Here is a 22,027-nt window from a genome sequence, read left to right as displayed (position 1 = left end):
TAACGAGCCACACGGAAACCTCCCATGCGCCTGCCCTGTGCACGCCTCCTGCATTGCCTCCTGTTTACCATCCTGACCATCGCCCTGTGCGGCCGGGCCGGCGCCGCCCCGCTGCCGCCCTGGACCGGCGACCTGCAGCACACCTCATGGACGCGCCAGGACGGCGCCCCGTCCGCGGTGTATTCCCTGACCCAGGATGCCTCCGGCATGCTGTGGTTCGCTGCCACCGATGGCCTGTACAGCTTCGACGGCGCGCGCTTCGTGCGCACCGACGAGGTCTTCGGCCACAAGCTGCGCTCGCCGCTGACGATGGCCGTGGCCGCCGATGGCGACGCCATCTGGGTCAGCTACCAGTTCGGCGACATCAGCCGCTTCGAACGCGGCGCCGTCCATCACTACGTCGGCAAGGATTCGCCGCCCACCACCGTGTTCCGTTTCGCGCGCACGCCCGACGGCGTCATGTGGGCATCGAGCGGCACCGGCATGCACCGGCTCGAGGGCGAGCGCTGGGTCGAAGTGGGACCGGCCGCCGGCCTGCCGCACGGCCGGCCGCACGGCTTCAGCGTACTGGCCGACGGCAGCCTGCTGGTCTACTGCGCCGACGCGATCTACCGCGGCGCGCCCGGCTCCGCCGCCGGCGAACGCCGCTTCGTCAAGGTACTCGACCAGCCGCAGCTGGGAAGCGGCTACCCGCGTCCCGACGGCAAGGTCGTGATCAACACCCGGGCGCGCGGCCTGCGGCTGTTCGCCCCCGCCAGCGGGGCGACCAAGCCGCTGGCGCTGCACAATGGCGGCGCGCCGCTGCTCGGCTACGATGGCGATGCGCGCGGCGGCCTGTGGATCTCCACCGGCGATGCGGTGCAGCTGCTCGATGGCGAGGGCAAGCTGGTGCGCCAGTTCCCGACGGCCGCCGGCTTCACCGACGGCATCTTCAACACCACCCTGCACGACCGCGAAGGCAATCTCTGGTTCACCACGGCGAACGGCGTCGACCGGGTACGCCAGGCCCGCCTGTCGACCGTCGCGCTGCCGCCGGGCTTCGTTCCCGCGCTCAGCGTCACGCCCGGCGACGGCGGCGCGGTCTGGATCGGCAATTCCGACCGCAGCGGCGCCTTCGATTTCGCCAGCTTCGTGCTCGCGCCCGACGGCAGCCGGCGCAGCACGGCGATCATGGACGTCAGCGCCAGCCACCGTGCGCCCGACGGCGCCCTCTGGTTCGGCAATAACGCTAGCCTGTGGCGGGTGCGCGAAGGCGCCGTCCGGCGCTGGCCGCTGCCGCCCGGGCTGACCGGACGCAACGTGCAGGCGATGACGACCGGCGCCGACGGCGCGCTATGGGTGTCGGTGATCGGCCACGGCGTGCATACCTTCCGCGACGGCGCCTGGAGCAAGGGCGGCGGGCGCGCGGCGCTGGCCGGTCCGACCGCGGTCACCCTGGCGACCGACCGCCAGGGCCGGACCTGGTTCGGCTACACCGACAACCACATCGCCATCCTCGATGGAGACACGCTGCGCCACTATGGGCCGCAACTGGGCCTGGCGGTGGGCAACGCGCTGGCCATCGTGCCCGGCCGCACCCGGGTCTGGATCGGCGGCGACCGCGGCCTGGCCTGGTTCGACGGTGAGCGCTTCACGCCGCTCGACGAGCGTGGCGGCCGGGGATTCCGCGGCGTGTCCGGTATCGTCGAACGCGCCGACGGCGAGCTGTGGCTGCACGACACCGGCGGCCTGGCCCGCGTCAACGCCGCCGACCTCGCCCGGGCGCTGGAGTCGCCCGGCGCCGGCGTGGCGGCCGAGCGCTTCGACCACCTGGACGGTCACCGCGGCATGCCGGCCCAGATGCAGCCCCTGCCCTCGCTGGTCCAGGCCGGCGACGGCCGCCTGTGGCTCGCCACGTCCAGCATCGTGGGCCACATCGATCCCGCCAGGATCCCGCGCAATCCACGCCCGCCGACGGTCATGGTGACCGCGATCCGCACCGACCAGGGCAGCCATGTACCCGTGGCCGGCCTGGTCCTGCCGGCGCGCACGACCCGGCTCGAAATCGACTTCACCGCCACCGCGCTGTCGATGCCGGAACGCGTGCGCTTCCGTTACCGGCTTACCGGCCAGGACGTCGATTGGCGTGAGGCGAGCGGGCCGCGCCAGGCGGTGTACACCAATCTGGCGCCGGGCGACTACCTGTTCGAAGTCAGCGCCGCCAACGAGGACGGCGTCTGGAGTCCGCAGCCGGCGCGGGCGGCGCTGCGCATCGAGGCCGCCTGGACCCAGACCCTGTGGTTCCGCCTGGCTTGCGCCCTTGCCCTGCTGGCCGCGGCCTGGCTGCTGCACCGCTGGCGCCTGGCGCGCGTGGCGGCGCGGCTGCGCGAGAAGATGCTGGTGCGTACCCGCGAACGCGAGCGCATCGCGCGCACCCTGCACGACACCTTCCTGCAGAGCGTGCAGGCGCTGGTGCTGCGCATGCACGTACTGATGGGCAGGCTGCCGGCCGGCAGCGGGATGCGGGCCGAGGTCGAAGGCGTGCTGGCGCGCGCCGAAGACGTGATCGAGGAGGGCCGCCAGCAAGTGCGCCAGCTGCGGGTGCCGGGCATGCGCCACGGCAGTCTCGCGCGGGCGCTGGCCGATGCCGGCAGCGAGCTGGCGGCGGCAAGCGGCGTCACCTTCGTGGAACGGCATGCCGGCCGGGAGCTGCCCCTCGATCCCGAGATCGAGGACGAGCTGTTCACGATCGGTCGCGAAGCCCTGTCCAACGCCTTCCACCATGCCCGCGCCAGCCAGGTCACGCTGGCGCTCGACTACCGCGCCGGCAAGCTGCGCCTGACGGTGAGCGACGACGGCCAGGGCATCGCGCCCGAGATCCTGGCCAGCGGCGGGCGCCAGGACCACTGGGGTTTGCCCGGCATGCGCGAGGCGGCGCGCCTGGCCGGCGGCGTGCTCGAGATCGACAGCACGCCGGCCGGCACGGTCGTCAGTATATGCATACCGGTAACAACTGCTTACCAAGGCATGCGCCGTGCATGAGCACAGCGCCAGTTAACGCGCTATGCTTGCACGAGACCCCGATCGAGGAAAAACCGATGAAAGCTCGCGCCTTCGTATTGACGCTTGGATGCCTGGCCGCTGCCGGCTTCCATACCCAGGCCCAGGCCCAGGCCCAGCTGCTGCCCGACCCGGCGCCGCCCCAGCCGGCCCAGCTCGAGCGCAGCCAACCCGCCGCGCCCGATCCATTCGCCGGCAGCCACCAGCCCTATCCGCGCGTGTACGGCGGCAACGTGGCAGCCCAGCCGAACGACCACGTGTTCACGGACATGCGGCGCGATCCACGCCTGGTTAGCGGTGTCGAGGTGGCGCCAAACGTCTCCATCGAGGGCGGCTACGTCAACCTGCCGGACAAGGGTTTGCACAAGGTCGAGCCGGGCAAGCCCGCCGACGCCTCGATCCCGCTGGGAGAAAAAGGTTCCAGCAACCACCTGGCCGCCAAATATTCGCTCTCGGCTGGCGACCGCCTCTCGGCCTACGGCAAGGCCGGCATCGCCTATACTGAAAAAAAGAGGGAACGCGGCGTGGCCGGGTCCGATACCGGCCTGTACACCGGCGCCGGCGCCAGCTACAAGGTCGACAAGCGCACCACCGTGAGTGGCGACTATGTGCGCCACGGCGACGCGGCCAAGAAGTTCGACCGCGTACGCGACGGCGTGCAGGGCAACCTCAAAATGGGCTTCTGACAGGACGCGATATGAAACCGCCAGCCTTTCTCCTGGCGGCAGCCGTCGCCATTGGCGCGCCGGCCCAGGCGCAACTGGCCGAACCGGCTTCCGCGCCAGTCGAGCTGGCCGACACCCGCCCACGCAGCGTGTTCTCGGCCCCGCGCGATCCCGACGGCCAGGCCTACCCGCGCGGCTATGGCGGGAACCTCAACGCCAATCCCAACGACCGCCTGTTCGGCGGCCTGTTCAAGACCGATCCCAGGTTGCTGATGGGGGTTGCGGTGACGCCGGCGCTGGCCTTCGAGGCCGGCTACGTCAACCTGCTCGACCAGGGTTTTCGCCCGGTGAACGAACGCGACCCCGAAGACACGACCGGCGCGATCGGCCTGCGCGGCTTCAACCTGCACGCGGGCGTCAAGGTCACGCAGCCGCTCGGCGAACGCCTGTCGGCCTACGGCAAGCTGGGTGTGGCGCACAGCCAGAACCGCCGTGGCGTCCGCAAGGGCGTCGATACCGGCCTGTATACCGGCGTCGGCGCGCAGTACAGGATAAGCGAACGGGTCATGTTCGACGGCTCCTTCGAGAATCACGGCCATGCGGCCGAGCGTTTCGAGAATGCGACCAACTCCAGCAGCAGGGTCAGGGCCAATCTGAACATCGGCTTCTGACTCACCTTCCCGGGCGGGTGCGCGCTACACTAGCGCCCATGAGATTTTCCGTCTTCCTGGCGCGCCACCGGCGCCTGCTGCCCGCCGGCCTTGCCTCGCTGCTGCTGCACCTGCTGGCGATCGCCTGGGTCGATGCCCGCCTCGCGCCCCCGACCGTCATGGTCGGCAATCCGGCGCTGGCACTACGCCTGGTCGATGCGCCACCTGCCGCGCCGGCGCCACAGACGCCCGACCTGCCGGCGCCGGAGGTGCCTGCGCCGGACGCCGCGCCGGTGCCGGCCGTCGATGCGCCGGCCGACCAGGTGTCGGTGCCGGCGCCCGCCCCAATGGCCGAGCCGCCCCCGCCGGAAACGGAGGGCGACGTGGCCCCGGCCCGTGTACCCAACACCTACCGCGTCACCCCGCCCCCTTCGGGCCGCATCGACTACAGGCTCACGCGCAGCGCACCCGGCGGCGCGGCACAGGACGCGGGCCAGGCCAGCATGGCGTGGCGCAGCGACGGCAACCGCTATGCAGTGGAACTCGACGGAGTGCTGGGAACGCTGGCCAGCGACGGCCGGGTCGATGACGCGGGGATCGCGCCGGACCGCGCCCGCCGCGCCCTGGGGACCGGTCAGGCGACCACCACCTTCGACCGCACCGCCGGCACGATCGCGCGCGCGCAAGGCGGCGTCGACCAGCTGGTGCCGGGCAGCCAGGATCCGGCCTCGCTATTGCTGCAACTGGCCGGCATCGGCCTGGGCGATGCGCGCCAGGTGAAAGATGAACTGGAATTCTGGGTCGGAGGAAGCGGAGGCGCCGGCGTCGAACGCTACCAGGTGCTGGGCCCCGAGCGGATCGAGACCGGCGCCGGACCGCTCGACACGGTGCGCCTGGCGCGTATGGCCGAGCATGGCGCGCCGCTGCTGGAGTTGTGGCTGGCGCCGCAGCATGCCTGGATGCCGGTGCAGCTGCGCCTGACCGATGCCGACGGCACGGTCAGCACCCAGACGCTGGCCTCGATCGCGATCGAGACGGTGCAGGAGGAATAACACGGCGCGGAATGCTTCCCGCGCCGTGGCGGCCGTCAGGCCAGCTTGGCCGCGTGCTCGCGGGTCGCGTGGAACACCAGCTTGGGCCAGCGCTCCTGGGTCAGGCGCAGGTTCACGCCGGACGTCGCCAGGAAGGCCATATTGCCGGCGGCATCGTAGGCGACCTGGTGGCCGAGCTGGTTCTCGAAGTCGGCCAGCGACTTCTTGTCCTCGCTCGAGATCCAGCGCGCGCTGCTGATGCTGCTGCTTTCGAACACCGCGTCCACGCCATACTCGTTGAGCAGGCGGCTGGCCACGACTTCGAACTGCAGCACGCCGACCGCGCCCAGGATCAGGTCCGAGCCCAGCACCGGCTTGAACACCTGCACCGCACCCTCTTCGCCCAGCTGCTGCAAGCCCTTGTGCAGCTGCTTCACTTTCAATGGATTGCGGATCCGCACCGTGCGGAACAGGTCCGGGGCAAAGTAGGGAATGCCGGTGAAGGTCAGCATCTCGCCTTCCGAGAAGCTGTCGCCGATCTGCATATTGCCGTGGTTCGGCAGGCCGATGATGTCGCCGGCGTAGGCTTCTTCGACCTGTTCGCGGCTCGAGGCCATGAAGGTCACGACCGACGACAGTTTCACTTCGCGTCCCAGGCGCAGGTGCTTGACCTTCATGCCCTTCTCGAAGCGTCCCGAGCACACGCGCAGGAAGGCGATGCGGTCACGGTGGGCCGGGTCCATATTGGCCTGGATCTTGAACACGAAGCCAGAGAATTTGGGTTCGGTCGGCTCGACCGCGCGCACGGTGGCGTCGCGCTCGCGCGGCGCCGGAGCCCAGTCGACCAGCGCCGACAGGATCTCGCGCACACCGAAGTTGTTGATCGCCGAACCGAAGAACACCGGGGTCTGCACGCCCGATAAAAAGCGTTCGAGGTCGAATACGTGCGAGGCGCCGTGCACCAGCTCCACTTCCATCTTGAGTTGTTCGATCTCGAGCGGGAACATCGCGGCCAGCTTCGGATTGTCGATGCCCTTGACGATCTCGAAGGCGCCGTCGGCCTTCTCTTCGCCGGCCTTGAACAGCATGATCTCGTCCTTCAGCAGGTGGTACACACCGCGGAAGTTCTTGCCCATGCCGATCGGCCAGGTCACCGGCGCGCACTCGATCTTGAGCACCGACTCGACTTCGTCCAGCAGTTCCAGCGGATCGCGGGTCTCGCGGTCCATCTTGTTCATGAAGGTGACGATCGGGGTGTCGCGCATGCGGCAGACGTCGAGCAGCTTGATGGTCTGTGCCTCGACGCCCTTGGCGGCGTCGATCACCATCAGGGCCGAGTCGACCGCGGTCAGCACGCGGTAGGTGTCTTCCGAGAAGTCCTGGTGGCCCGGGGTGTCGAGCAGGTTGATCACGTGGTCGCGGAACTCGAACTGCATCACCGAGGACGCGACCGAAATGCCGCGCTGCTTCTCGATGTCCATCCAGTCCGAGGTCGCGTGGCGGCCGCTCTTGCGGCCCTTGACGGTGCCGGCCAGCTGGATCGCGCCCGAGAACAGCAGCAGTTTTTCGGTCAACGTGGTCTTACCCGCGTCGGGGTGGGAAATGATGCCGAAGGTGCGGCGGCGCGCGACTTCGCGCGCGGTCAGGCCGCCCTGGCGGGAGGTGGTGCTGGAGGTGTCGTCGCCGGTGTCGGGAGTATCGTTCGCGGCGGAGATGTCGGTGTCGTTGGCCATAGTCGAGCCCTTCTGGTGGCCCTGGTAAGAAAACCCTCGATTTTACCGTCTCCGCCCTCTCCCGTGTGAATTGAATGGCGCCGCCACGGCGGCGGCGCCTCCCAGTGCTTTAATCGCGCACGCGGCGCCAGCCGGCGCGGTGCGCCTCGGTGGTCTCGGACGGCGGGAAGCGGCCGGTCACCATGCTGCCGTCGGCGGTGGTGGTGATCGTCTTCAGGGCGCCCGACGGCAGGCGCACCACGATGAAGCCGACCGCCGCCGACGCCGCCAGCGGATAGCCGGCGACGCCGTCGGGCGAAGCGGCGCGGCCGGTGCAGACGTTGAGCTGGTACATGATGCTGGTGCCGCCCACCGAGCACTCGGTCGAGGAACTCGGCAGGTTGGTCACCACGTTGACGGTGCCCGCCACCACTTTCGGATCGAGGTTGACCCGCTCGCCCGTGTTCTGGTCGAAGTCCACGTACCAGCCGTCCTGGCGCGCAAGATCGACGTCATTGCCCGAAATGCTGTATGGCACTGCCTTCTTGACCGCGTCCTCGTCCTCCTGGTCTTCTTCAGCATCCTCGTCCTCGATCCGGGCCAGCTGCCGCTTGACCATGGACGTGCCGGGCCAGCCGCTGGCGCCGATCGTCGCGCCGCTGTCCTTGAGGGCGTAGGCGCTCTGGCGCTTGGTGTTCTCGACGTCAATCAGGTCCAGCAGGCGTCCGCTGCCGAACACCACCACGCGCTGGGCCCCGGCCACGGTCTTGCCGCTCTCGTCTTCGTCGCCATCCTCGTCCAGCAGCGGCCGCTCGACCCGGCAGGCGGTCACTTCGGGACGGGTGGTGAACGGCTTGTCGACGCCGGCGTCGCCCATCAGCAGGCGTGTGGTCGTGCCGGGCACTGTGAAGTCGAAGCGCCACATCTTGCCGGTGTTGTCGCCGCCATAGACGTAGGTCACCAGCGGATCGTTGTTCGGATCTTCCGTGATCGCGGTGATCTTGGCCAGGCCCGACGGCGTGCCGACGCTGCCGACGTCGGTGCTGATCTTGCGCAGGATGCGGCCGGTGGCGATGTCGACCACGAACAGGTAGCCCTTGCCGTCGCCGCCGGCCACGCCGTCCGTGCCCGGGATGTTGTTGTAGCCGGAGGTCAGGAACACCACCCATTTCTCCTCGCCGTTCGCTTCGTCCTTGATGGTGCCGAACTGCGGATTGCCGAACGAGTAGCCGATCTGCGGCTCATGGTGGATGCCGCTGCACACGGCGCTGTCGGCGCACAGTTCCCACAGCGGCTGGGGATCGTCGGGATTGGTGACGTCGAGCGCATAGTAGCCGCGACCGCCCGCATTCAGGCCGGCCACCAGCACCGTCTTCCAGGTGTCGCCGATCTTGACGTCGGCCACCTCGGGCGAGCCGTCGACCGAGAAGATGTGGTTGGTGCCATACGTGGTGCTGGCCAGCTGGTAGAGCTTCTGCATCGTGATGCGCGGGGCATAGGCCCAGGTTTCTTCGCCGCTGCTGGCGTTGAAGGCGTGCAGCATGCCGTCGTTGGCGGCGGCGAACACCGTCGCCGCGCGCCGGGCGTTGGCGATCTTGTAGGCGCTGTAGCCGTCGCGGTCGAAGTTGCGGCGCGGCTCGCGCAGGTAGGCCGGCTTGGACGAGGCGATATCGCCCAGCACGATCGGCAGAGAACTGTTGCCGCTGCTTTCGCTCGCCGTGGTGCGCGAATACGAACGCAGCACGGTGTCGTCGGCATGCTGCTGCTGGCCGCGCAGCCAGTTGACGATGTTGGCGCCGTTGTTGACGATCTGGCGGTTGGCAGCCGACATGCTGGCGCATTGGCTCAGCGCGTTGCACTTGTTGTCGAACCAGGCCTTCTCAAGGTCCATCTCGGCGTACAGGAAGTTGGCGCGCGCGCCGTTGGGTTTGCGCATATAGATCCTGCGCTCGTCGCTGCTGGCGTCGACCTTGGCGCCGAGCGTGTCGGAGGTATTCCACGATTCAGTCGTGCTTACCTCGCCGGTCGCGACGTCGACGCTGCGCTTGGCCAGGCGGCCGAACCAGCGCACGGTGGTGAAGGTGGCCGAGAAGATGTCGTTGTCGTTCTGCGAGATGTTCGGGGTCGAGGTCGCGGCGGCCGCGGCGGCGCCGGTCTTGACCTCGATATTGGCCAGCGCCGAACGCAGGCCCTCGACCACCTGCAGCGGATCGGAGGCCGAGAAATACTTGCCGTGACCATTGATCGCGGCGTGCCACAGGTCGTCCACCCGCGACTGGTAGGCGGCCGAACCGCTGTCGATGCCGGTTTCCGGATTGGGCCAGACCCAGGCATTGCCACCGTTCCAGGGGCAGTCCTTCTTCTCCTGGCTGATGATCTTGTACAGGTCGCCGCCCGGCAGCGGGGCCACGTCGTAGTTCGGCTCGTAGGTCATGATGCCGTCCACGCCCAGTCCCAGGGCATAGGTCCGCATGTGCAGGCGGTTGTTCTCGCCGCCGGCGGCCGGCACCGCACCCACCGCGCCTTCCAGGTCGAGACGCAGCGAGGCGATGTCGGGCTTCTTGCCGGTGCCGTCCCAGCCGCCGTTGTACCAGTACAGGGCGATGTCGGCCAGCGACGGCACCGTCTGGGGACGCGGGTCGACGCAGCCCTTCGACTGCAGGCAGAAGCGGGACGGGTCGTCCCTGTTGTCGTTGCTGGCGATGCCGCTTGGCGCGCCGCCGTTCCAGTAGCCGTCGGTGGTGATGAAGGTGAAGTTCTGCTGGCAGGCGAACTTCACGACCCGGTCGTCGCCCTCCTCCTCGTAGGGCGCCTGGTTGGCGTACATCTTGCCGATCGCATGCAGGGCCAGGCGCACCGGCGTGGCGCCGGACGTGTTCATGCCGTACAGGTCCGCATACCACTTGGTGCGGTCCCGGCCGGCGAAGGCTTTCGGCGGGTTCATCGTGCCTTCCTCGGCGGCCACCGACAGCGCCACCAGGCCCACGTTGTACTTGTCGTTGATCGGGCCGAAGGCCTGGCCCACCGCGGTCTTCATCATCTGGTTGCGGGTCTTGTAGTAGCCGTACCAGTTGGCAAAGTTGGTCATCTCCTGGGCGTAGGTGCAGAAGGTGCCGGTGCAGTCGCTGCGGTTCGGGTAGCGCGGATAGATCGAACGCGTGGGCACGATGTCGGTGCGCACGAATACCGAGCTGCCCAGGCCGGTGGTAGTGATGGCCATCGAATCCGATGCCGCCGCCACCCTGGCCAGGCTCAGGTAGGACCAGAACAGCACGGTGTTGTTGGTCGGGCCGTCGTAGCTGACGCTCTTGCCGTCGGCGTTGCCGGAGGAATCGACGACGCACAAGGTCGTCGCCGGCTCGGCGCGGCAGATCGGCGTTGAATTGGCGTCGCCGCCGACATAGGCGCGGATGGTGCCCTTGCCGGCCACCGACTCATTGATGTAGTTGCGGATGCGGTCCGCGACCCAGGTCGCGCTCTTGCCGCGCTCCAGGCTCAGCGAACGCGCGAACAGCGACACCCCGTTGAGCGAGAAGTTGCTGATCACCTGGTTGCTGCTGCCATTGGTGGTGCCGCCGACGCGCAGCAGCGCGGTGGCGCCGGTGCCGCTGGCCACCATCAGGTTGGTGCCGGCGCGGCTGTTGTCGGTGACCAGGGTGCAGTCGCCGATCGATTTACCGACCACGCCTTCGGGGCACACGATCGGCAGCACGCCCACCACGTTGTTCCCGGCCAGCGAGATGCCGAGCGAACCGCACGAGGGAACGCCGCTGGTGCCGGGCGACATAAGGCAGGCCGTGAACTGGTTGGCCAGGCCGGTCTTGTCGACGATCGAGCGGGCCAGCGCCCGCGCCAGATCGACCTGCTTGTCGGCGGTATTGGTGCCGTTTTCGGCACTGACCGCGCGCGCGGTGATGATGTCGGTGCCCGCGACGCCGACCGCGCTGACGCTCTCGATCGTGCGCGCCTGGGTGCCGGCCGAGCTGCCGATGGTGATGGTGCCGTACCATGCGGAGGCCTGGCTGTTGCCCGAGAAGCGAGGATAGATATAGTCGCCGACGTACTTGGCCTGGCAATATTTCAGGTCGGTCGCGTTGCAGAAGCGCACCCGCGCAGGCACCGTGTAGCGGTCGGTGGGCGGTCCGCCGCTGGCGCTCGCCGCGCGGCAATCGGTCATGGTGGCGTCGAGGCAATACTCGGCCACGTTGATCGTGTAGTAGTACGGATTCGCGGTGAAATACTGGGCGTAGTCGCGCGAATTGGTCGGATAGGTGTAGCCGGTGCGGTTGTAGTCGCAGCTGTTGTTGCGGCCGACGCACCAGTTCAGGTCGGGGAAGCCTGTCACCAGGTTGGTGGTGGAGGTGTCGTTGCGGTTGCCCAGCAGGTCGGTGCGGTTCACCCCGAACACGTCGTTGGGCACCGACTTCCAGTCGTTGGTCGCACCCGCGTTCAGTTCGCCGTAATACGTGCCGTCGGACTTCATTGGCGGCATGTAGCGCACTTTCGGATCGTAGTACTGGCGGTTGAAGTCGGCGCTGGCGTAAGGCGGATGGCCGGCCACGCAGGCGGTCGTGTTGTCGGCCATCGTGTTGCCGAGCCGGCAGGTGGAGCGCAGGTTGACGTAGTCGGGCGTGTAATTGAAGTTCATCGAGCCCGAGTTATCGTACAGCAGCATCAGGTTCGGCTGGACGGTGCCGCTGCCGCTGATGTTCATCAGCGGCAGTTGGGCGATGGCGGTCGGCCCGGCCCAGGCCGGGAGCGCGAACAGCAGGGCAAACAGGGCAATGAGGCGTTTCATGCGCATTCCATCAGAGTATTGCGGCGTCGTCAGACGCCGATCAGGACCACCATCTGGTTGACCACGGTGCCGCCGCGCGCACCCTGGATGCGGGCGGTGATCACGTAATGCAGCTGCGGGCTGCCGGCGTAGTTCGGCGCGTCCGAGGCAAGGCTTTCGCCGATTGCCACCGGGGTGCCGAGGATCGCCGTATTGGCAGCGGTCTGGACGCAGTCGTTGTCGCCATCATAAGGGCCTGTGTTGCGGCACATGCGGTGGATGACGTATTCGACGCTGGTCTCGCCGGGCCCCTCGACCGTCATGGCGCTATCCCAGAATCCGTCGTCGCGGCTGTTCAGCCCGGGCTGCCGGATGGCGGAATAGCCCTCGTCCGGCAGATTGCCGTCGAGGGCGATCTTGTCGGCGACGGACTTTTCCTTGAGCCACTCGAAGCCCTCGTGCAGGCCCAGGTCGGCGGCGCGGCTGAGCGAAGCGTCATAGGCCAGGTTGGCGGCCGTGAGCGTGGTCGAATTGGTCGACTTGAGCAGGTAGATGCCGGTCACCAGCATCACCAGCATCATGATCAGCATGACCGGCAACGCGATGCCGCGCTGCCTGTGTGAGCTGTGCGGGATCGGCATCAGTTCCTCCACCCGGCATTGCGCAACGGGACGATGGTCTCGAACACGCGGTAGCGATAGCACTGCCAGTCGACCGGGTCGCCCTCGACCGCCAGGTCGACTTTTACTCGCGCGACCTCGACGCCCGCCGGCTGCGCGCGGTTGAACAGGTACACCGGTTCCTGGTTCTCCACTTCGACGGTGGCCCTGCACACGGCTTCGCCGTCCGCGTCGGCGACCGGCCGCTCGGGATTCTTTGCCCGCGCCACCACGGCGATGCGCAGCGCCACGATGCGGCCATAGTCGCCCGCGCCGCCCTCCACGCCATCGCCGTCGGCATCGATCATCTCGGACGACCACTCGCCGACCGTCGTGCCCAGGCCCGGCTTGAAGTCGGTGGCCTCGCGCGTATCGAAGCCATACTGCGCCTTGAGCATGACGATATTGTCGGCCACCGCCTGGCCGGTTTCGCCGGCGGCGCCGGCCATGTCGGTAGCGCGCAGGCGCAGGTAGCCCTTGTCGACCGACCAGGTATGGAAGGCCAGGCGTGCGCCCGGCCCCAGATTGAATACGCGGGTGGTATTGCCGTCGTAGAGGACGTCGAGCTGGCCCCGGTTGAAGCGCTGCTCGACCGAGCCGAACTGCAGCTGCATGGGATTCGGCGGCTGGGTCGACGGCTCGACCGAGATCTGGGCCATGGCGCAATCCTCGCCGATCTGCTCGGGCGCCACCACGATCACGTCGCCCCGGGCGAAATAGCCCCAGGGGCGGCGGTCGACGGTGATGGTGTTGCCACCGACGTAGTTCTGGGTCACGCGCAGGGTCGTGGCGCCGCCGGTCGCGCTGCCGGCATACAGGGTCAGCTTGTCCGGGCCCTCGCCGCCCGGCTCGATCACGGCCGCCGCCAGCGGACGCACGGTCACGCCATCGCGCTGGGCCGGCGCCAACGCATAACCCTGGCTGTCGCTGAACACGGTATTACAGCCGGTAATCAAGGGATCGTTCAGGCCGAAACCGGCCTGCTCGGCATCGGCGCTGATCTGGAACATGGCCAGCATCCCGTTCTGCATCGAGTCCGAGCCGCCCATCGCCGCATCCTTGTTGCGCTCGCCGTCGGTCATGATGCGGGTTGCGAACAGGATCGCCAGCAGGCCGATGACCACGCTGACCATCAGTTCGACGAGCGAGAAGCCGCGCGCGCGGCGGGTCAATTGGAGGTTCATGTCGCCGGCGACAGGTAGGAGATGACCTGGTGTTGGTTGACCTGGCTGTCGGTGGTGCGCTGCCAGCCGATGACGATGTCGACTTCGGTGCGCGTCGTGCCGGCGGTCGGCGTCACGGCGATCTCGATGGTGGCGCCGGGAATCCGCTCGCGCACACCGGCGTACCAGGGCGCAAGGCGCTCGCCCGGGGTTGCGGTCTTGGCCACCGCATAGGCGCCGGCATTGGCGATATCGGTATTCATGATGCCCAGCAGCTGGTTGGCGGCGATGGTCGCCTCGGCGCGCAGGCCGGCGTCGGACAGGGCCGCCATCGAGCGCGCCTGCAGGCCGAGCGTGCCGACCAGGGCGATGCCCAGGATGAGGATCGCGATCAACGACTCGATCATGGCGATGCCGCGCTGCGCGCGCCGCGCAATACCGTGGAAGCGTTGCAGACGCGCGCTCATTCGGGGCACCTGCGCGAATCGCCGTCGTCGTCGTCGCCGAGCGACGGATTGCAGGTGGTCGCGACCCCGGCCAGCGTCAGCATGACGGCCGATGGCCTGAATTCGTTTTCCTTGCCCTCGGCCGGCGCCAGGCCGATTGCGGTCACGCGCGGCGTGATCGCGCCGTCGACCCAGCCCAGCGGCGTGAAATAGACCGCGTCGGCATCGTCGTCGGGCCCCAGCGTCACGGCCAGCAGGCTCGATGGCGGCAAGCTGGCCGCGCTGCGGCGGATCGAGCGGAATGCCGCCGACTCGCCCGGCGCATCGGCGGCCGCGGCGGTCGCCGTCGACCAGTCGTTGCTGGTGTCGTCGCAGGCATTGCCGGTGGCGCGAAAGCAGATATCGACCCGCCAGTCCGGTTGTCCGCCAGGGTTGTCGATGAAGACCAGCCGGCTGTGGCTGTTGTGGGCCAGGGCCTGGGTGCGCGCCAGCGTGAAACCCTCGACATAGAACTGGCCGGCGCCGGCGGCCTTGGTCGCGGCCAGCCAGCCGGACATGCGCGGGACGCCGACTGCCATCAGGATGCCCAGGATGGACACCGCGATCACGGCTTCGAGCGCCGTGAAGCCCGACTGGCGCCGGGCGGGACGCAGCGTCACTGGGTGCACGAGCCGTCCTTGCGATCGACCCAGCAGCTATCGCTCCTGGTCCAATCTGCCGGCGCCCCGGTGGTGGCACGGGCGCCGGCCTGGTTCAGCGTGTACTTGAAGTCGGCGGCCGCGGCCCGGCCGGTGGCGACCAGTTGGTAGCCGGTGGCGCTGGCGTTTTCCAGCGTGTAGACAAAGTTGTCGGTGTCGTCCGGCATGAGCTTGGGATCCTGCTCCTCGCCGTCGAAGTCCTCATAGCTGCGGGTATTGGCCCAGAACTGTTCGAGCTTCGGCTGGGTCGACGCCAGCGTGCTGTGCGCCTCGGCCAGGCGCGCCCGCATCACGTAACTGCTGTAGGAAGGCAGCGCGACCGCGGTCAGGATGCCGATGATGACGATGGCGATCATGATTTCGACGTGGGTGAAGCCGGACTGGCGCTGCATGGGATTCTCCTGGAAGACGGACGGACTCCGCCAATAATGTTGCCACGGAGAATGATAGCCCAGGAACCTGTCATTTCCCTGAGGGAATGCTGACAAAGTCCTGACAGCGACGCAAATACGACGGTGTGCAGCCTCTTAAGTTGCCACTCTCGCAGCAAAACGCACCGTGACGCGGGTGCCGCCGCCCTCGGCCTCATCCAGTACGACGGTGGCGCCGTGCGCGCGCGCGATATCGCGCACGATGGCCAGCCCCAGTCCGCTGCCGGTGGTCTTGTCGTCCAGGCGCACGTAGCGTTCGAACACGGCAGCGCGGCGGGCGGGCGGAATGCCGGGGCCGGAATCCTCGACCCTGAACAGCACGGCGTCGCCGTCGCGAGCGCAGCTGACGGTCGCCCGCCCTCCGGCCGGCGTGTAACGCAAGGCATTGTCGACCAGGTTATCGACCAGGTCGCGCAGCTGGAAGGCGTCGCCTTCGACGGGCGCCGGGGCCAGCTCGAAGCCGAGGTCGATGTCCTTGGCCCCAGCCTGGCCGACGAAGAACTGGATCGTCTCCTGCACCAGCTGCGCCAGGTCGAGCGGCGCATGCTGGCCGTCGGGCCGCCCTTCCCTGGCACGCGCCAGCGCCAGCAGCTGGTTGACCTGGCGAATCATGCGCTCGTTGGCCAGTTCCATCATGCCCAGCGAACGCACGGTATCGGGGTCGCGCGCATGGCGCGCGCGCAGCCACTCGAGCTGCAGCTGCATGCCGGCCAGCGGCGTGCGCAGCTGGTGCGCCATGTCGGCCAAAAAGTCGCGCTGGGCGCGCGCACCGGCTTCGACCTTGTCCAGCAATTCATTGAAGCCGGCGACCACCGGCGCGATCTCGTAGGGCACGCTGGCCTGGGGAATCGGCGCCAGGTCGCCTGGGCCGCGCGCGGCCAGTTCGGCGCGGATGCGCGCCAGCGGGCGCAGGCCATTGCTGACCGACAGCCAGACCACGCCGGCCAGAGTAAGGGTCACGAGCGAGACCAGCACCACCAGCGAACGCACGATGGCCGAGCGCACCTCGAGCCGCTGGCGCAGGGTGCGCGCCACGCCCAGATGACGTTCGCCGTCGGACGTCCGCACCGCCAATGCGACCACCCGCACCGGCTCGCCGTCGACCTCGGCGTCGTATGGCGCGGCGCCAGGCCGCAGGGCGGGAAAAGCAGCGGCGCCGGCCAGGTGGCGGCCGTGCCCGTCGCGCACCACGAACCAGCTGCGGTCGGCATTCGGCGCGGCGGGCGGCAGTTGCGGCGCGGCGCCCGCCGCGAGCCTTGCGGCCAGCCCGTTGGCGGTGTCCTGCAAGCCGCCGTCGAAGGCGACCTGGGCTGGGGTCCAGGCCAGGCCGGCGACCAGCGCGGCCAGCACCAGGTTGACCAGCAGGATCGGGCCCAGCAGCCACTTGAGCAGGCGCAGCCGGATGCTGCTCATGCCACGAGGATCATTCGGCCGCCTCCAGCAGGTAGCCGAAGCCGCGGATGGTGCGGATCGCCACGCCCGAGCCGTCCAGTTTGAGGCGCAGGCGCGACACATAGACCTCGACCGCGTTCTGGGTCACGTCCTCGCCCCAGGGCAGGATGGCGTCGATGATCTGCTGCTTGGATACGACCCGCCCGGCATGCTGCAGCAGGTATTCGAGCACGCCCCATTCGCGTACCGACAGGTCGATGGGATTGCCGGCGACGCGGGCGCGGCGGGTGGCGCGGTCCAGGCTCAGGCCGGCCAGGGCAATGCTGGTGGAAGGCGGCGCGTGGCGCCGCGCCAGTGCGCGGATGCGGGCCACGAGTTCGGCGGTGGCGAAGGGTTTCACGAGGTAGTCGTCGGCGCCGGTTTCGAGGCCGCGCACCCGGTCCTCGACCGCGTCGCGCGCCGTCAGCAGCAGCACCGGCGTGGCCGCGCCGCGCGCGCGCAGGCGGCGCACCACCTCGAAGCCGTCGATGCCGGGCAGACCGATGTCGAGCACCGCGACCTCGGTCCCGGATTCCTGCAGCGCGCGGTCGGCGGCCAGGCCGTCAGCCACCTGCGTGACCGTCATGTCCTGCGCCTGCAAGGCGCGCAGCAGGCCGTCGGCCAGCACCGCATCGTCTTCCACCAGCAATACCCGCAGACCCATATCTTTTAATTCGCCCCGTGTCGTGATGCGCTCGTGAGGTAGGCGCCAGCGAATTATGCGGCATTTCGACGTTCTTTAACGAAACTTTGCGGCGGAAGGTGCGCCAACGCACAGTCTTCCCTAGTAGGACTGGGCTGACACGACATCATGCTTGGAACCTACATGGGGGCGGATACTCGTCTTATGTGCGGCAACAGACGGTAGCCTTAAAGTACACCCATCGCGATGAGGTAAGAAAGACAAGCCTCCTGAATCGCCCCCGAAGCATGATAGACATAAGAGGACATAAGATGAACAACACTCAGTTTGGTGGTCTCACCCAAAAATCGAAGAACCAGGCTCCTGCCACGAGTGAGGCACTCAAGTCCACGTCCAAACCGATCGTCAGCTATAGCGGCACCCAGCAAAACGAATTGCTGGCCGCCCTGCCCCGCACCGACCTGGAAGACATGTTCGACCACCTCGAACTGGTCCCGATGCCTTTCGGTAAAGAGTTTTTCGAGTATGGCAGCAAACTGGAATACGTGTATTTTCCAACGACCGCAATCGTGTCGCTGCTGTACGTGATGGAAGACGGCGCCACCACCGAAATCGCCGTGGTCGGTCATGAAGGCGCAGTCGGCGTATCGCTGTTCATGGGCGAGCGCGCTACCTGCAGCGCAGTCGTGCAAAGCGCCGGCTACGGCTACCGCCTCAAGACCCAATACCTGCGCGACGCCTTCAACCGCGGCGGCGCCCTGCCCCAGCTGCTGATGCGCTACACCAATGCGCTGTTCGCCCAGATGGCCCAGAACGCTGTCGGCGGCCGCCACAGCTCGATCGAACAGAAGCTGTGCCGCTGGCTGCTCGACCGCTTGGACCGCTCGGCCAGCAACGAGCTGAAAGTAACGCAAGAACTGATCTCGATCATGCTGGGCGTGCGCCGCGAAAGCATCACCGCCGCCGCCGGCAAGCTGCAGGACGAAGGCCTGATCCAGTACCGCCGCGGCAATATCACCGTGCTGGACCGCGCCGGCCTGGAAGAATATGCAGGCGAATGCTACAAGGTCGCCAAATCGGAATACGACCGCCTGCTCATGGATGTGGCGCGTTGAGATGAGGTGATACCGGATTCGCCTGCGCCCCGTCCGGGGCCGGCGGATCCAGCAAGACCGCTTCGGCCTGAACGTAAGATAAGGCAACCGCAGCGGCATTCACCACCCCAGCCGTACCCGCCTCTTCATTGCCCCCCGGGGCAGCCGCCGGAATCATGGCGCGCACGCAAGTTCCCACCCCATTCACACCAGGCTCGACCACCAGGGTGCCGCCCAGCAGCAAGGCGCGTTCGCGCATGCCGAGCAGGCCATGCGATTTCGTCCTTGCCATGGCGTCAGGCGGAATGCCGATGCCGTCGTCGGTGATCTCGAGGCCCCAGCCATCGGGCTCCTGGGTCAGGTTGACGATCACGTTGCGCGCCTGGGCGTACTTGGCGGTATTGTTCAGGGCCTCTTGCGTGATACGGAACAGCGCGATCGCCTGCATCGGCCCGGCAGTATCGACCTCGGCGTCGATCAGCGCATCGCAGTCGAGCGACGTGATGCGCGCGTAATCGGCGCAGTAGCTTTGCAGCGCAGCCGACAGCCCCATATTGTCGAGCAGGCTCGGCCGTAAATTTTCGATGATGCGGCGCTTCAGCTGCACGGTGTCGACCAGGCTGCGCTTGGCGCGTCCCAGCTTCGACGCCAGTTCCGGATGGCTGGCGCGCAGATGCTCGGCAACCGTGGACAGGTCCATGCCGATCGCCGTCAGGTTGGCGCCCATTTCATCGTGCAGTTCGCGCGCCAGGCGCGATTTTTCTTCTTCAGACACCTTGATCAGGTGACGCGACAGCACCGACAACTGACCGGTGCGCTCGGCAACGATTTCTTCCAGGCCGTCGTTCGTGTGTTGCAAGGCGCGCTCGGCCAACAGGCGCAGGCGGAAGGCGCGCTTGATCATCTTGTAGAACAGCAGCAGCACGAAGATGGCGGCGGCATTGATGCCGACACCAAATACCACGGCGTGCCGGTATTGCTGGTAGAACGCGGCAGTGCGGGTGGTGAGCAATTCGTTCTGCTCGCGCGTCATGATCACGACCTGCAGGCGGATCTCGTCCATCTGGGCCCGGTCGTCGGGAGAAGCGGCGATCGCCACGATATCGTTCAACCCACCTTCGCGGTAGACCTCGAGCGACTGCCGAAGCAGGCCGAATTTCTTGTCGACCAGCATGCGCAACTGCTGCAGGTTCTTTGCCTGGGAGGGATTGTCGCGCAGCAGATCACCCAGCGAGTGCATCTGCTTGTCGATTTGCTGGGAAGCGCTGCGCAACGGGCCGAGGTACACCTCGTCGTCCGACAAAAAATAGCCGCGCAGGCTGCTTTCGGCATCGGTGACGATCAGGTTCAGGTATTGCAGCTCGTCCGACACCTGGGCGGTCTGCGCCTGCAGCGCATTGGCCGCCCGCAAATCGTCGAGGTTACGCGCCAGGAATACGCCATTGACGACCAGCAGCACCACGCACATCAGGCACAGCAGCGTCTTGTGAAGGGGGAGACTGCGAATGGATCTCTCGTCCGCAGCGGTAGTGAAGTACATCCAGGCTTCCTTTCGCGCAAGGAATGTGGCCCTTCATTATAGGCGTATGGACGGAATGTTGCACTGCGAAATTCTCGGCCGTACCTATTTGTTGCATTTGCGATTGAAGATGCCGAACGCTCAACCCGAAAGCAAAAACGCGCCCGGGTGGGCGCGTTGTCAGATGAATCTGGCTAAAAAATCAGCCGAAGATTAATCGAGCAGATTGTTCTTCATGGCGTAATAGGTCAGGTCGGAATTCGACTGCAGGCCCATTTTTTCCATGATGCGGGTACGGTAGGTAGACACGGTCTTGATCGACAGCGACAGCGCGTTGCCGATGTCGGACACGGTCGCGCCCTTCGCCAGGCGCAGGAAGACCTGGAACTCACGATCGGACAGCTCGGTGTGCAGCGCCGTGTTGGGATCGCGGTCGAAACTCTGGGCCAGCAGTTCGCCGACCGTCGAGGACACATAGCGGCGCCCCTGGTAGACGGTGCGCACGGCGGTCTTGAGTTCGTCGGCCTCGCACTCCTTGTTCAGGTAGCCGTTGGCGCCCATCTTGAACAGGTTAAGCGCATACTGCTGCGCCGGGTAGCCGGACAGGATCAGCACCGGCAGATTGGGCTGGCCCTGGCGGATGGTGCGCAGGATGTCGATGCCGCTCTGGTCGGGCATCGCGATGTCCAGCAGCAGCACGTCGCAGATCTCGCGGCGTGCGATATCGAGGGCCTCGCGGCCGGTGGCGCCTTCGGCGACGACTTCAAAGTCGCCCGACGACGAGAAAATCTGCTTGAACCCTGCTCTAACTATCTGGTGATCGTCACAAATGGCAACGCGTATCATTGTCTTCCCTTAAATTTTCCTTGCGCAGGAAAGTGCCGGGTCTGAACCGCCCGGTTTACATGCGTTAGATTCAGCATATGCGCGGGTGACATTTTAACACTCAGAGGGCCGCGTTCAACAGGTGCACGAATGCTTGAGTATTCAGACGCAGCGCGCGACCGGCATAATCCCGGCAACTGAACCGTAGACGACCCGCCGGCATGGCAACGCGAGTTTCTGAGAGGTACGATTTGCTCACGACCGACCAGCTTGGCGACCGGCGTCGACAGATTGCAAGAGCCTGCGCAGGCTTTACGCCGGCCGCGACCCGTTCTTGAGCAAATCGAGAATGTCCAGCAAATCGGCGCGCAGTTTGTCGGCGTCGATCGCTGGCGGGCTATCGGGCAGGTCCAGCCCGTCGAACTCGGCAGCCGCACTGGCGCGACCGTCGAGGCGGTTACGGGCGCCGCTGATGGTGAAGCCCTGCTCGTACAGCAGCGCACGGATGCGCCGGATCAGCAGGACTTCGTGGTGCTGATAGTAACGGCGGTTTCCACGACGTTTGACCGGCTTAAGCTGAGTAAATTCCTGTTCCCAGTAGCGCAAGACGTGGGGTTTGACTCCGCACAAGTCACTGACTTCCCCAATCGTGAAATAACGCTTGGCCGGAATCGGCGGCAGCACGTTCGGTTCGATCTTGTTCGGTCGGTCATTCATCGTTTATCGGGCGTCCTCAGGCTGCACGCGCCAGGGAACCCCCGGTTGGACTAGCTGGCGTGGTCTCTTCGACCATTCCCTTGAGTTTCTGGCTGGCGTGGAATGTCACGACGCGGCGCGCCGTGATGGGGATTTCTTCCCCCGTTTTCGGATTGCGGCCGGGCCGCTGCGGTTTGTCGCGCAACTGGAAATTGCCGAAGCCGGACAGCTTGACTGCCTCGCCGCGCTCGAGCGCATTGCGGATCTCGTCAAAAAAAGTTTCAACCATGTCCTTGGCTTCGCGCTTGTTCAGGCCGACCTGCTCGAACAGCAGCTCGGCCAGCTCGGCCTTGGTCAAGGTCGGCAATGACTGTTCAGCTTCCTTGCGTACCCGCGCCACCTGCATGGCACGGTCCAGATCGGCGGCCAGCGCCTCTTGGAAGACGGCGGAATCAACGTCGTTGTTGTTAATTTTGAAGCCCTGCCTTCGAGTCAAACGATGTTTCGGATGACGGGACAAGCCTGGGCTTGCCCGTCATGGAATGGTC

18 protein-coding genes are annotated in these 22,027 nt (G+C 66.8%); 5 read left to right on the top strand and 13 right to left on the bottom strand.

What is annotated here, in order from left to right; translation table 11 throughout:
• The first annotated feature begins 24 nt into the window (after positions 1 to 24).
• Genes FVD38_RS16460 through FVD38_RS26525 form a run of 4 tightly spaced genes read left to right on the top strand, consistent with a single transcriptional unit; the run spans position 25 to position 5,406 of the window.
• Positions 25 to 3,021 carry a sensor histidine kinase gene (locus tag FVD38_RS16460; RefSeq protein ID WP_147935816.1) on the top strand — a complete coding sequence of 999 codons (2,997 nt, stop codon included), beginning with the start codon at positions 25 to 27 and terminating at the stop codon, positions 3,019 to 3,021.
• 56 nt (positions 3,022 to 3,077) lie between these two features.
• Positions 3,078 to 3,725: an outer membrane beta-barrel protein gene (locus FVD38_RS16455; protein ID WP_187271622.1), complete on the top strand. Its 648-nt coding sequence runs from the start codon at positions 3,078 to 3,080 to the stop codon at positions 3,723 to 3,725.
• Between the two features lie 11 nt (positions 3,726 to 3,736).
• Positions 3,737 to 4,375: an outer membrane beta-barrel protein gene (locus tag FVD38_RS26530; protein WP_187271621.1), complete on the top strand. Its 639-nt coding sequence runs from the start codon at positions 3,737 to 3,739 to the stop codon at positions 4,373 to 4,375.
• Positions 4,376 to 4,413: 38 nt separating this feature from the next.
• The gene (locus FVD38_RS26525) at positions 4,414 to 5,406 is read left to right on the top strand and encodes a DUF3108 domain-containing protein (protein ID WP_187271620.1); all 993 of its coding nucleotides are present in this window, start codon (positions 4,414 to 4,416) and stop codon (positions 5,404 to 5,406) included.
• Between the two features lie 35 nt (positions 5,407 to 5,441).
• On the opposite strand, the gene FVD38_RS16445 is transcribed toward FVD38_RS26525, so the two are convergent.
• From FVD38_RS16445 to FVD38_RS16405, 9 genes are all read right to left on the bottom strand, one after another.
• Positions 5,442 to 7,118, bottom strand: a complete 1,677-nt coding sequence (locus FVD38_RS16445; RefSeq protein WP_147935814.1) for a peptide chain release factor 3 — start codon at positions 7,116 to 7,118, stop codon at positions 5,442 to 5,444.
• Positions 7,119 to 7,227: 109 nt separating this feature from the next.
• Entirely contained in the window at positions 7,228 to 11,895 is a 4,668-nt protein-coding gene (locus FVD38_RS16440) for a pilus assembly protein (RefSeq protein ID WP_147935813.1), read from the bottom strand.
• Between the two features lie 29 nt (positions 11,896 to 11,924).
• Positions 11,925 to 12,515: a pilus assembly PilX family protein gene (locus tag FVD38_RS16435; protein WP_147935812.1), complete on the bottom strand. Its 591-nt coding sequence runs from the start codon at positions 12,513 to 12,515 to the stop codon at positions 11,925 to 11,927.
• Positions 12,515 to 13,717: a PilW family protein gene (locus FVD38_RS16430; RefSeq protein WP_147935811.1), complete on the bottom strand. Its 1,203-nt coding sequence runs from the start codon at positions 13,715 to 13,717 to the stop codon at positions 12,515 to 12,517. The genes FVD38_RS16435 and FVD38_RS16430 overlap by 1 nt, the downstream gene beginning before the upstream one ends.
• Positions 13,714 to 14,163, bottom strand: coding sequence for a type IV pilus modification PilV family protein (locus FVD38_RS16425; protein WP_147935810.1), 450 nt, complete (start codon positions 14,161 to 14,163; stop codon positions 13,714 to 13,716). The genes FVD38_RS16430 and FVD38_RS16425 overlap by 4 nt, the downstream gene beginning before the upstream one ends.
• Positions 14,160 to 14,810: a pilus assembly FimT family protein gene (locus FVD38_RS16420; protein ID WP_187271619.1), complete on the bottom strand. Its 651-nt coding sequence runs from the start codon at positions 14,808 to 14,810 to the stop codon at positions 14,160 to 14,162. Before FVD38_RS16420 ends, FVD38_RS16425 begins: the two co-directional genes overlap by 4 nt.
• A complete protein-coding gene (locus FVD38_RS16415) occupies positions 14,798 to 15,232 on the bottom strand; it encodes a type IV pilin protein (protein WP_147935808.1) in 435 nt (144 codons plus the stop codon). The genes FVD38_RS16420 and FVD38_RS16415 overlap by 13 nt, the downstream gene beginning before the upstream one ends.
• A gap of 135 nt (positions 15,233 to 15,367) precedes the next feature.
• A complete protein-coding gene (locus tag FVD38_RS16410) occupies positions 15,368 to 16,684 on the bottom strand; it encodes a sensor histidine kinase (RefSeq protein WP_147935807.1) in 1,317 nt (438 codons plus the stop codon).
• Positions 16,685 to 16,694: 10 nt separating this feature from the next.
• Positions 16,695 to 17,366, bottom strand: a complete 672-nt coding sequence (locus FVD38_RS16405; RefSeq protein ID WP_147935806.1) for a response regulator transcription factor — start codon at positions 17,364 to 17,366, stop codon at positions 16,695 to 16,697.
• A 290-nt stretch (positions 17,367 to 17,656) separates the two neighbouring features.
• On the opposite strand from FVD38_RS16405, the gene FVD38_RS16400 reads away from it, so the two are divergent.
• Positions 17,657 to 18,460 carry a Crp/Fnr family transcriptional regulator gene (locus tag FVD38_RS16400; protein ID WP_147935805.1) on the top strand — a complete coding sequence of 268 codons (804 nt, stop codon included), beginning with the start codon at positions 17,657 to 17,659 and terminating at the stop codon, positions 18,458 to 18,460.
• On the opposite strand, the gene FVD38_RS16395 is transcribed toward FVD38_RS16400, so the two are convergent.
• The 4 genes from FVD38_RS16395 to FVD38_RS16380 form a co-directional block, all read right to left on the bottom strand.
• Positions 18,441 to 19,979 carry a CHASE3 domain-containing protein gene (locus tag FVD38_RS16395; protein ID WP_147935804.1) on the bottom strand — a complete coding sequence of 513 codons (1,539 nt, stop codon included), beginning with the start codon at positions 19,977 to 19,979 and terminating at the stop codon, positions 18,441 to 18,443. The two genes, FVD38_RS16400 and FVD38_RS16395, sit on opposite strands and share 20 nt — an antisense overlap.
• A gap of 192 nt (positions 19,980 to 20,171) precedes the next feature.
• Complete coding sequence (locus tag FVD38_RS16390; RefSeq protein WP_005667428.1) at positions 20,172 to 20,804, bottom strand: response regulator; 633 nt, start codon at positions 20,802 to 20,804, stop codon at positions 20,172 to 20,174.
• A 291-nt stretch (positions 20,805 to 21,095) separates the two neighbouring features.
• Positions 21,096 to 21,500, bottom strand: a complete 405-nt coding sequence (locus tag FVD38_RS16385; protein WP_147935803.1) for a MerR family transcriptional regulator — start codon at positions 21,498 to 21,500, stop codon at positions 21,096 to 21,098.
• A 16-nt stretch (positions 21,501 to 21,516) separates the two neighbouring features.
• Positions 21,517 to 21,885, bottom strand: a complete 369-nt coding sequence (locus FVD38_RS16380) for an integration host factor subunit alpha (RefSeq protein WP_123070340.1) — start codon at positions 21,883 to 21,885, stop codon at positions 21,517 to 21,519.
• Positions 21,886 to 22,027: the final 142 nt, after the last annotated feature.

The organism is Massilia arenae, from assembly GCF_008014745.1.
GTDB classification, from domain to species: domain Bacteria; phylum Pseudomonadota; class Gammaproteobacteria; order Burkholderiales; family Burkholderiaceae_D; genus Telluria; species Telluria arenae.
The sequence above is the reverse complement of the archived record's forward strand: the minus strand, read 5'-3'. Positions and strand labels throughout refer to the sequence as shown.

Bases quoted from the DNA above. Each gene is read 5' to 3' on its own strand.
- FVD38_RS16460 (WP_147935816.1), top strand. From the start codon at position 25: ATGCGCCTGCCCTGTGCACGCCTCCTGCATTGCCTCCTGTTTACCATC.
- FVD38_RS16455 (WP_187271622.1), top strand. From the start codon at position 3,078: ATGAAAGCTCGCGCCTTCGTATTGACGCTTGGATGCCTGGCCGCTGCC.
- FVD38_RS26530 (WP_187271621.1), top strand. From the start codon at position 3,737: ATGAAACCGCCAGCCTTTCTCCTGGCGGCAGCCGTCGCCATTGGCGCG.
- FVD38_RS26525 (WP_187271620.1), top strand. From the start codon at position 4,414: ATGAGATTTTCCGTCTTCCTGGCGCGCCACCGGCGCCTGCTGCCCGCC.
- FVD38_RS16445 (WP_147935814.1), bottom strand. From the start codon at position 7,118: ATGGCCAACGACACCGACATCTCCGCCGCGAACGATACTCCCGACACC.
- FVD38_RS16440 (WP_147935813.1), bottom strand. From the start codon at position 11,895: ATGAAACGCCTCATTGCCCTGTTTGCCCTGCTGTTCGCGCTCCCGGCC.
- FVD38_RS16435 (WP_147935812.1), bottom strand. From the start codon at position 12,515: ATGCCGATCCCGCACAGCTCACACAGGCAGCGCGGCATCGCGTTGCCG.
- FVD38_RS16430 (WP_147935811.1), bottom strand. From the start codon at position 13,717: ATGAACCTCCAATTGACCCGCCGCGCGCGCGGCTTCTCGCTCGTCGAA.
- FVD38_RS16425 (WP_147935810.1), bottom strand. From the start codon at position 14,163: ATGAGCGCGCGTCTGCAACGCTTCCACGGTATTGCGCGGCGCGCGCAG.
- FVD38_RS16415 (WP_147935808.1), bottom strand. From the start codon at position 15,232: ATGCAGCGCCAGTCCGGCTTCACCCACGTCGAAATCATGATCGCCATC.
- FVD38_RS16410 (WP_147935807.1), bottom strand. From the start codon at position 16,684: ATGAGCAGCATCCGGCTGCGCCTGCTCAAGTGGCTGCTGGGCCCGATC.
- FVD38_RS16405 (WP_147935806.1), bottom strand. From the start codon at position 17,366: ATGGGTCTGCGGGTATTGCTGGTGGAAGACGATGCGGTGCTGGCCGAC.
- FVD38_RS16400 (WP_147935805.1), top strand. From the start codon at position 17,657: ATGAACAACACTCAGTTTGGTGGTCTCACCCAAAAATCGAAGAACCAG.
- FVD38_RS16395 (WP_147935804.1), bottom strand. From the start codon at position 19,979: ATGTACTTCACTACCGCTGCGGACGAGAGATCCATTCGCAGTCTCCCC.
- FVD38_RS16390 (WP_005667428.1), bottom strand. From the start codon at position 20,804: ATGATACGCGTTGCCATTTGTGACGATCACCAGATAGTTAGAGCAGGG.
- FVD38_RS16385 (WP_147935803.1), bottom strand. From the start codon at position 21,500: ATGAATGACCGACCGAACAAGATCGAACCGAACGTGCTGCCGCCGATT.
- FVD38_RS16380 (WP_123070340.1), bottom strand. From the start codon at position 21,885: ATGCAGGTGGCGCGGGTACGCAAGGAAGCTGAACAGTCATTGCCGACC.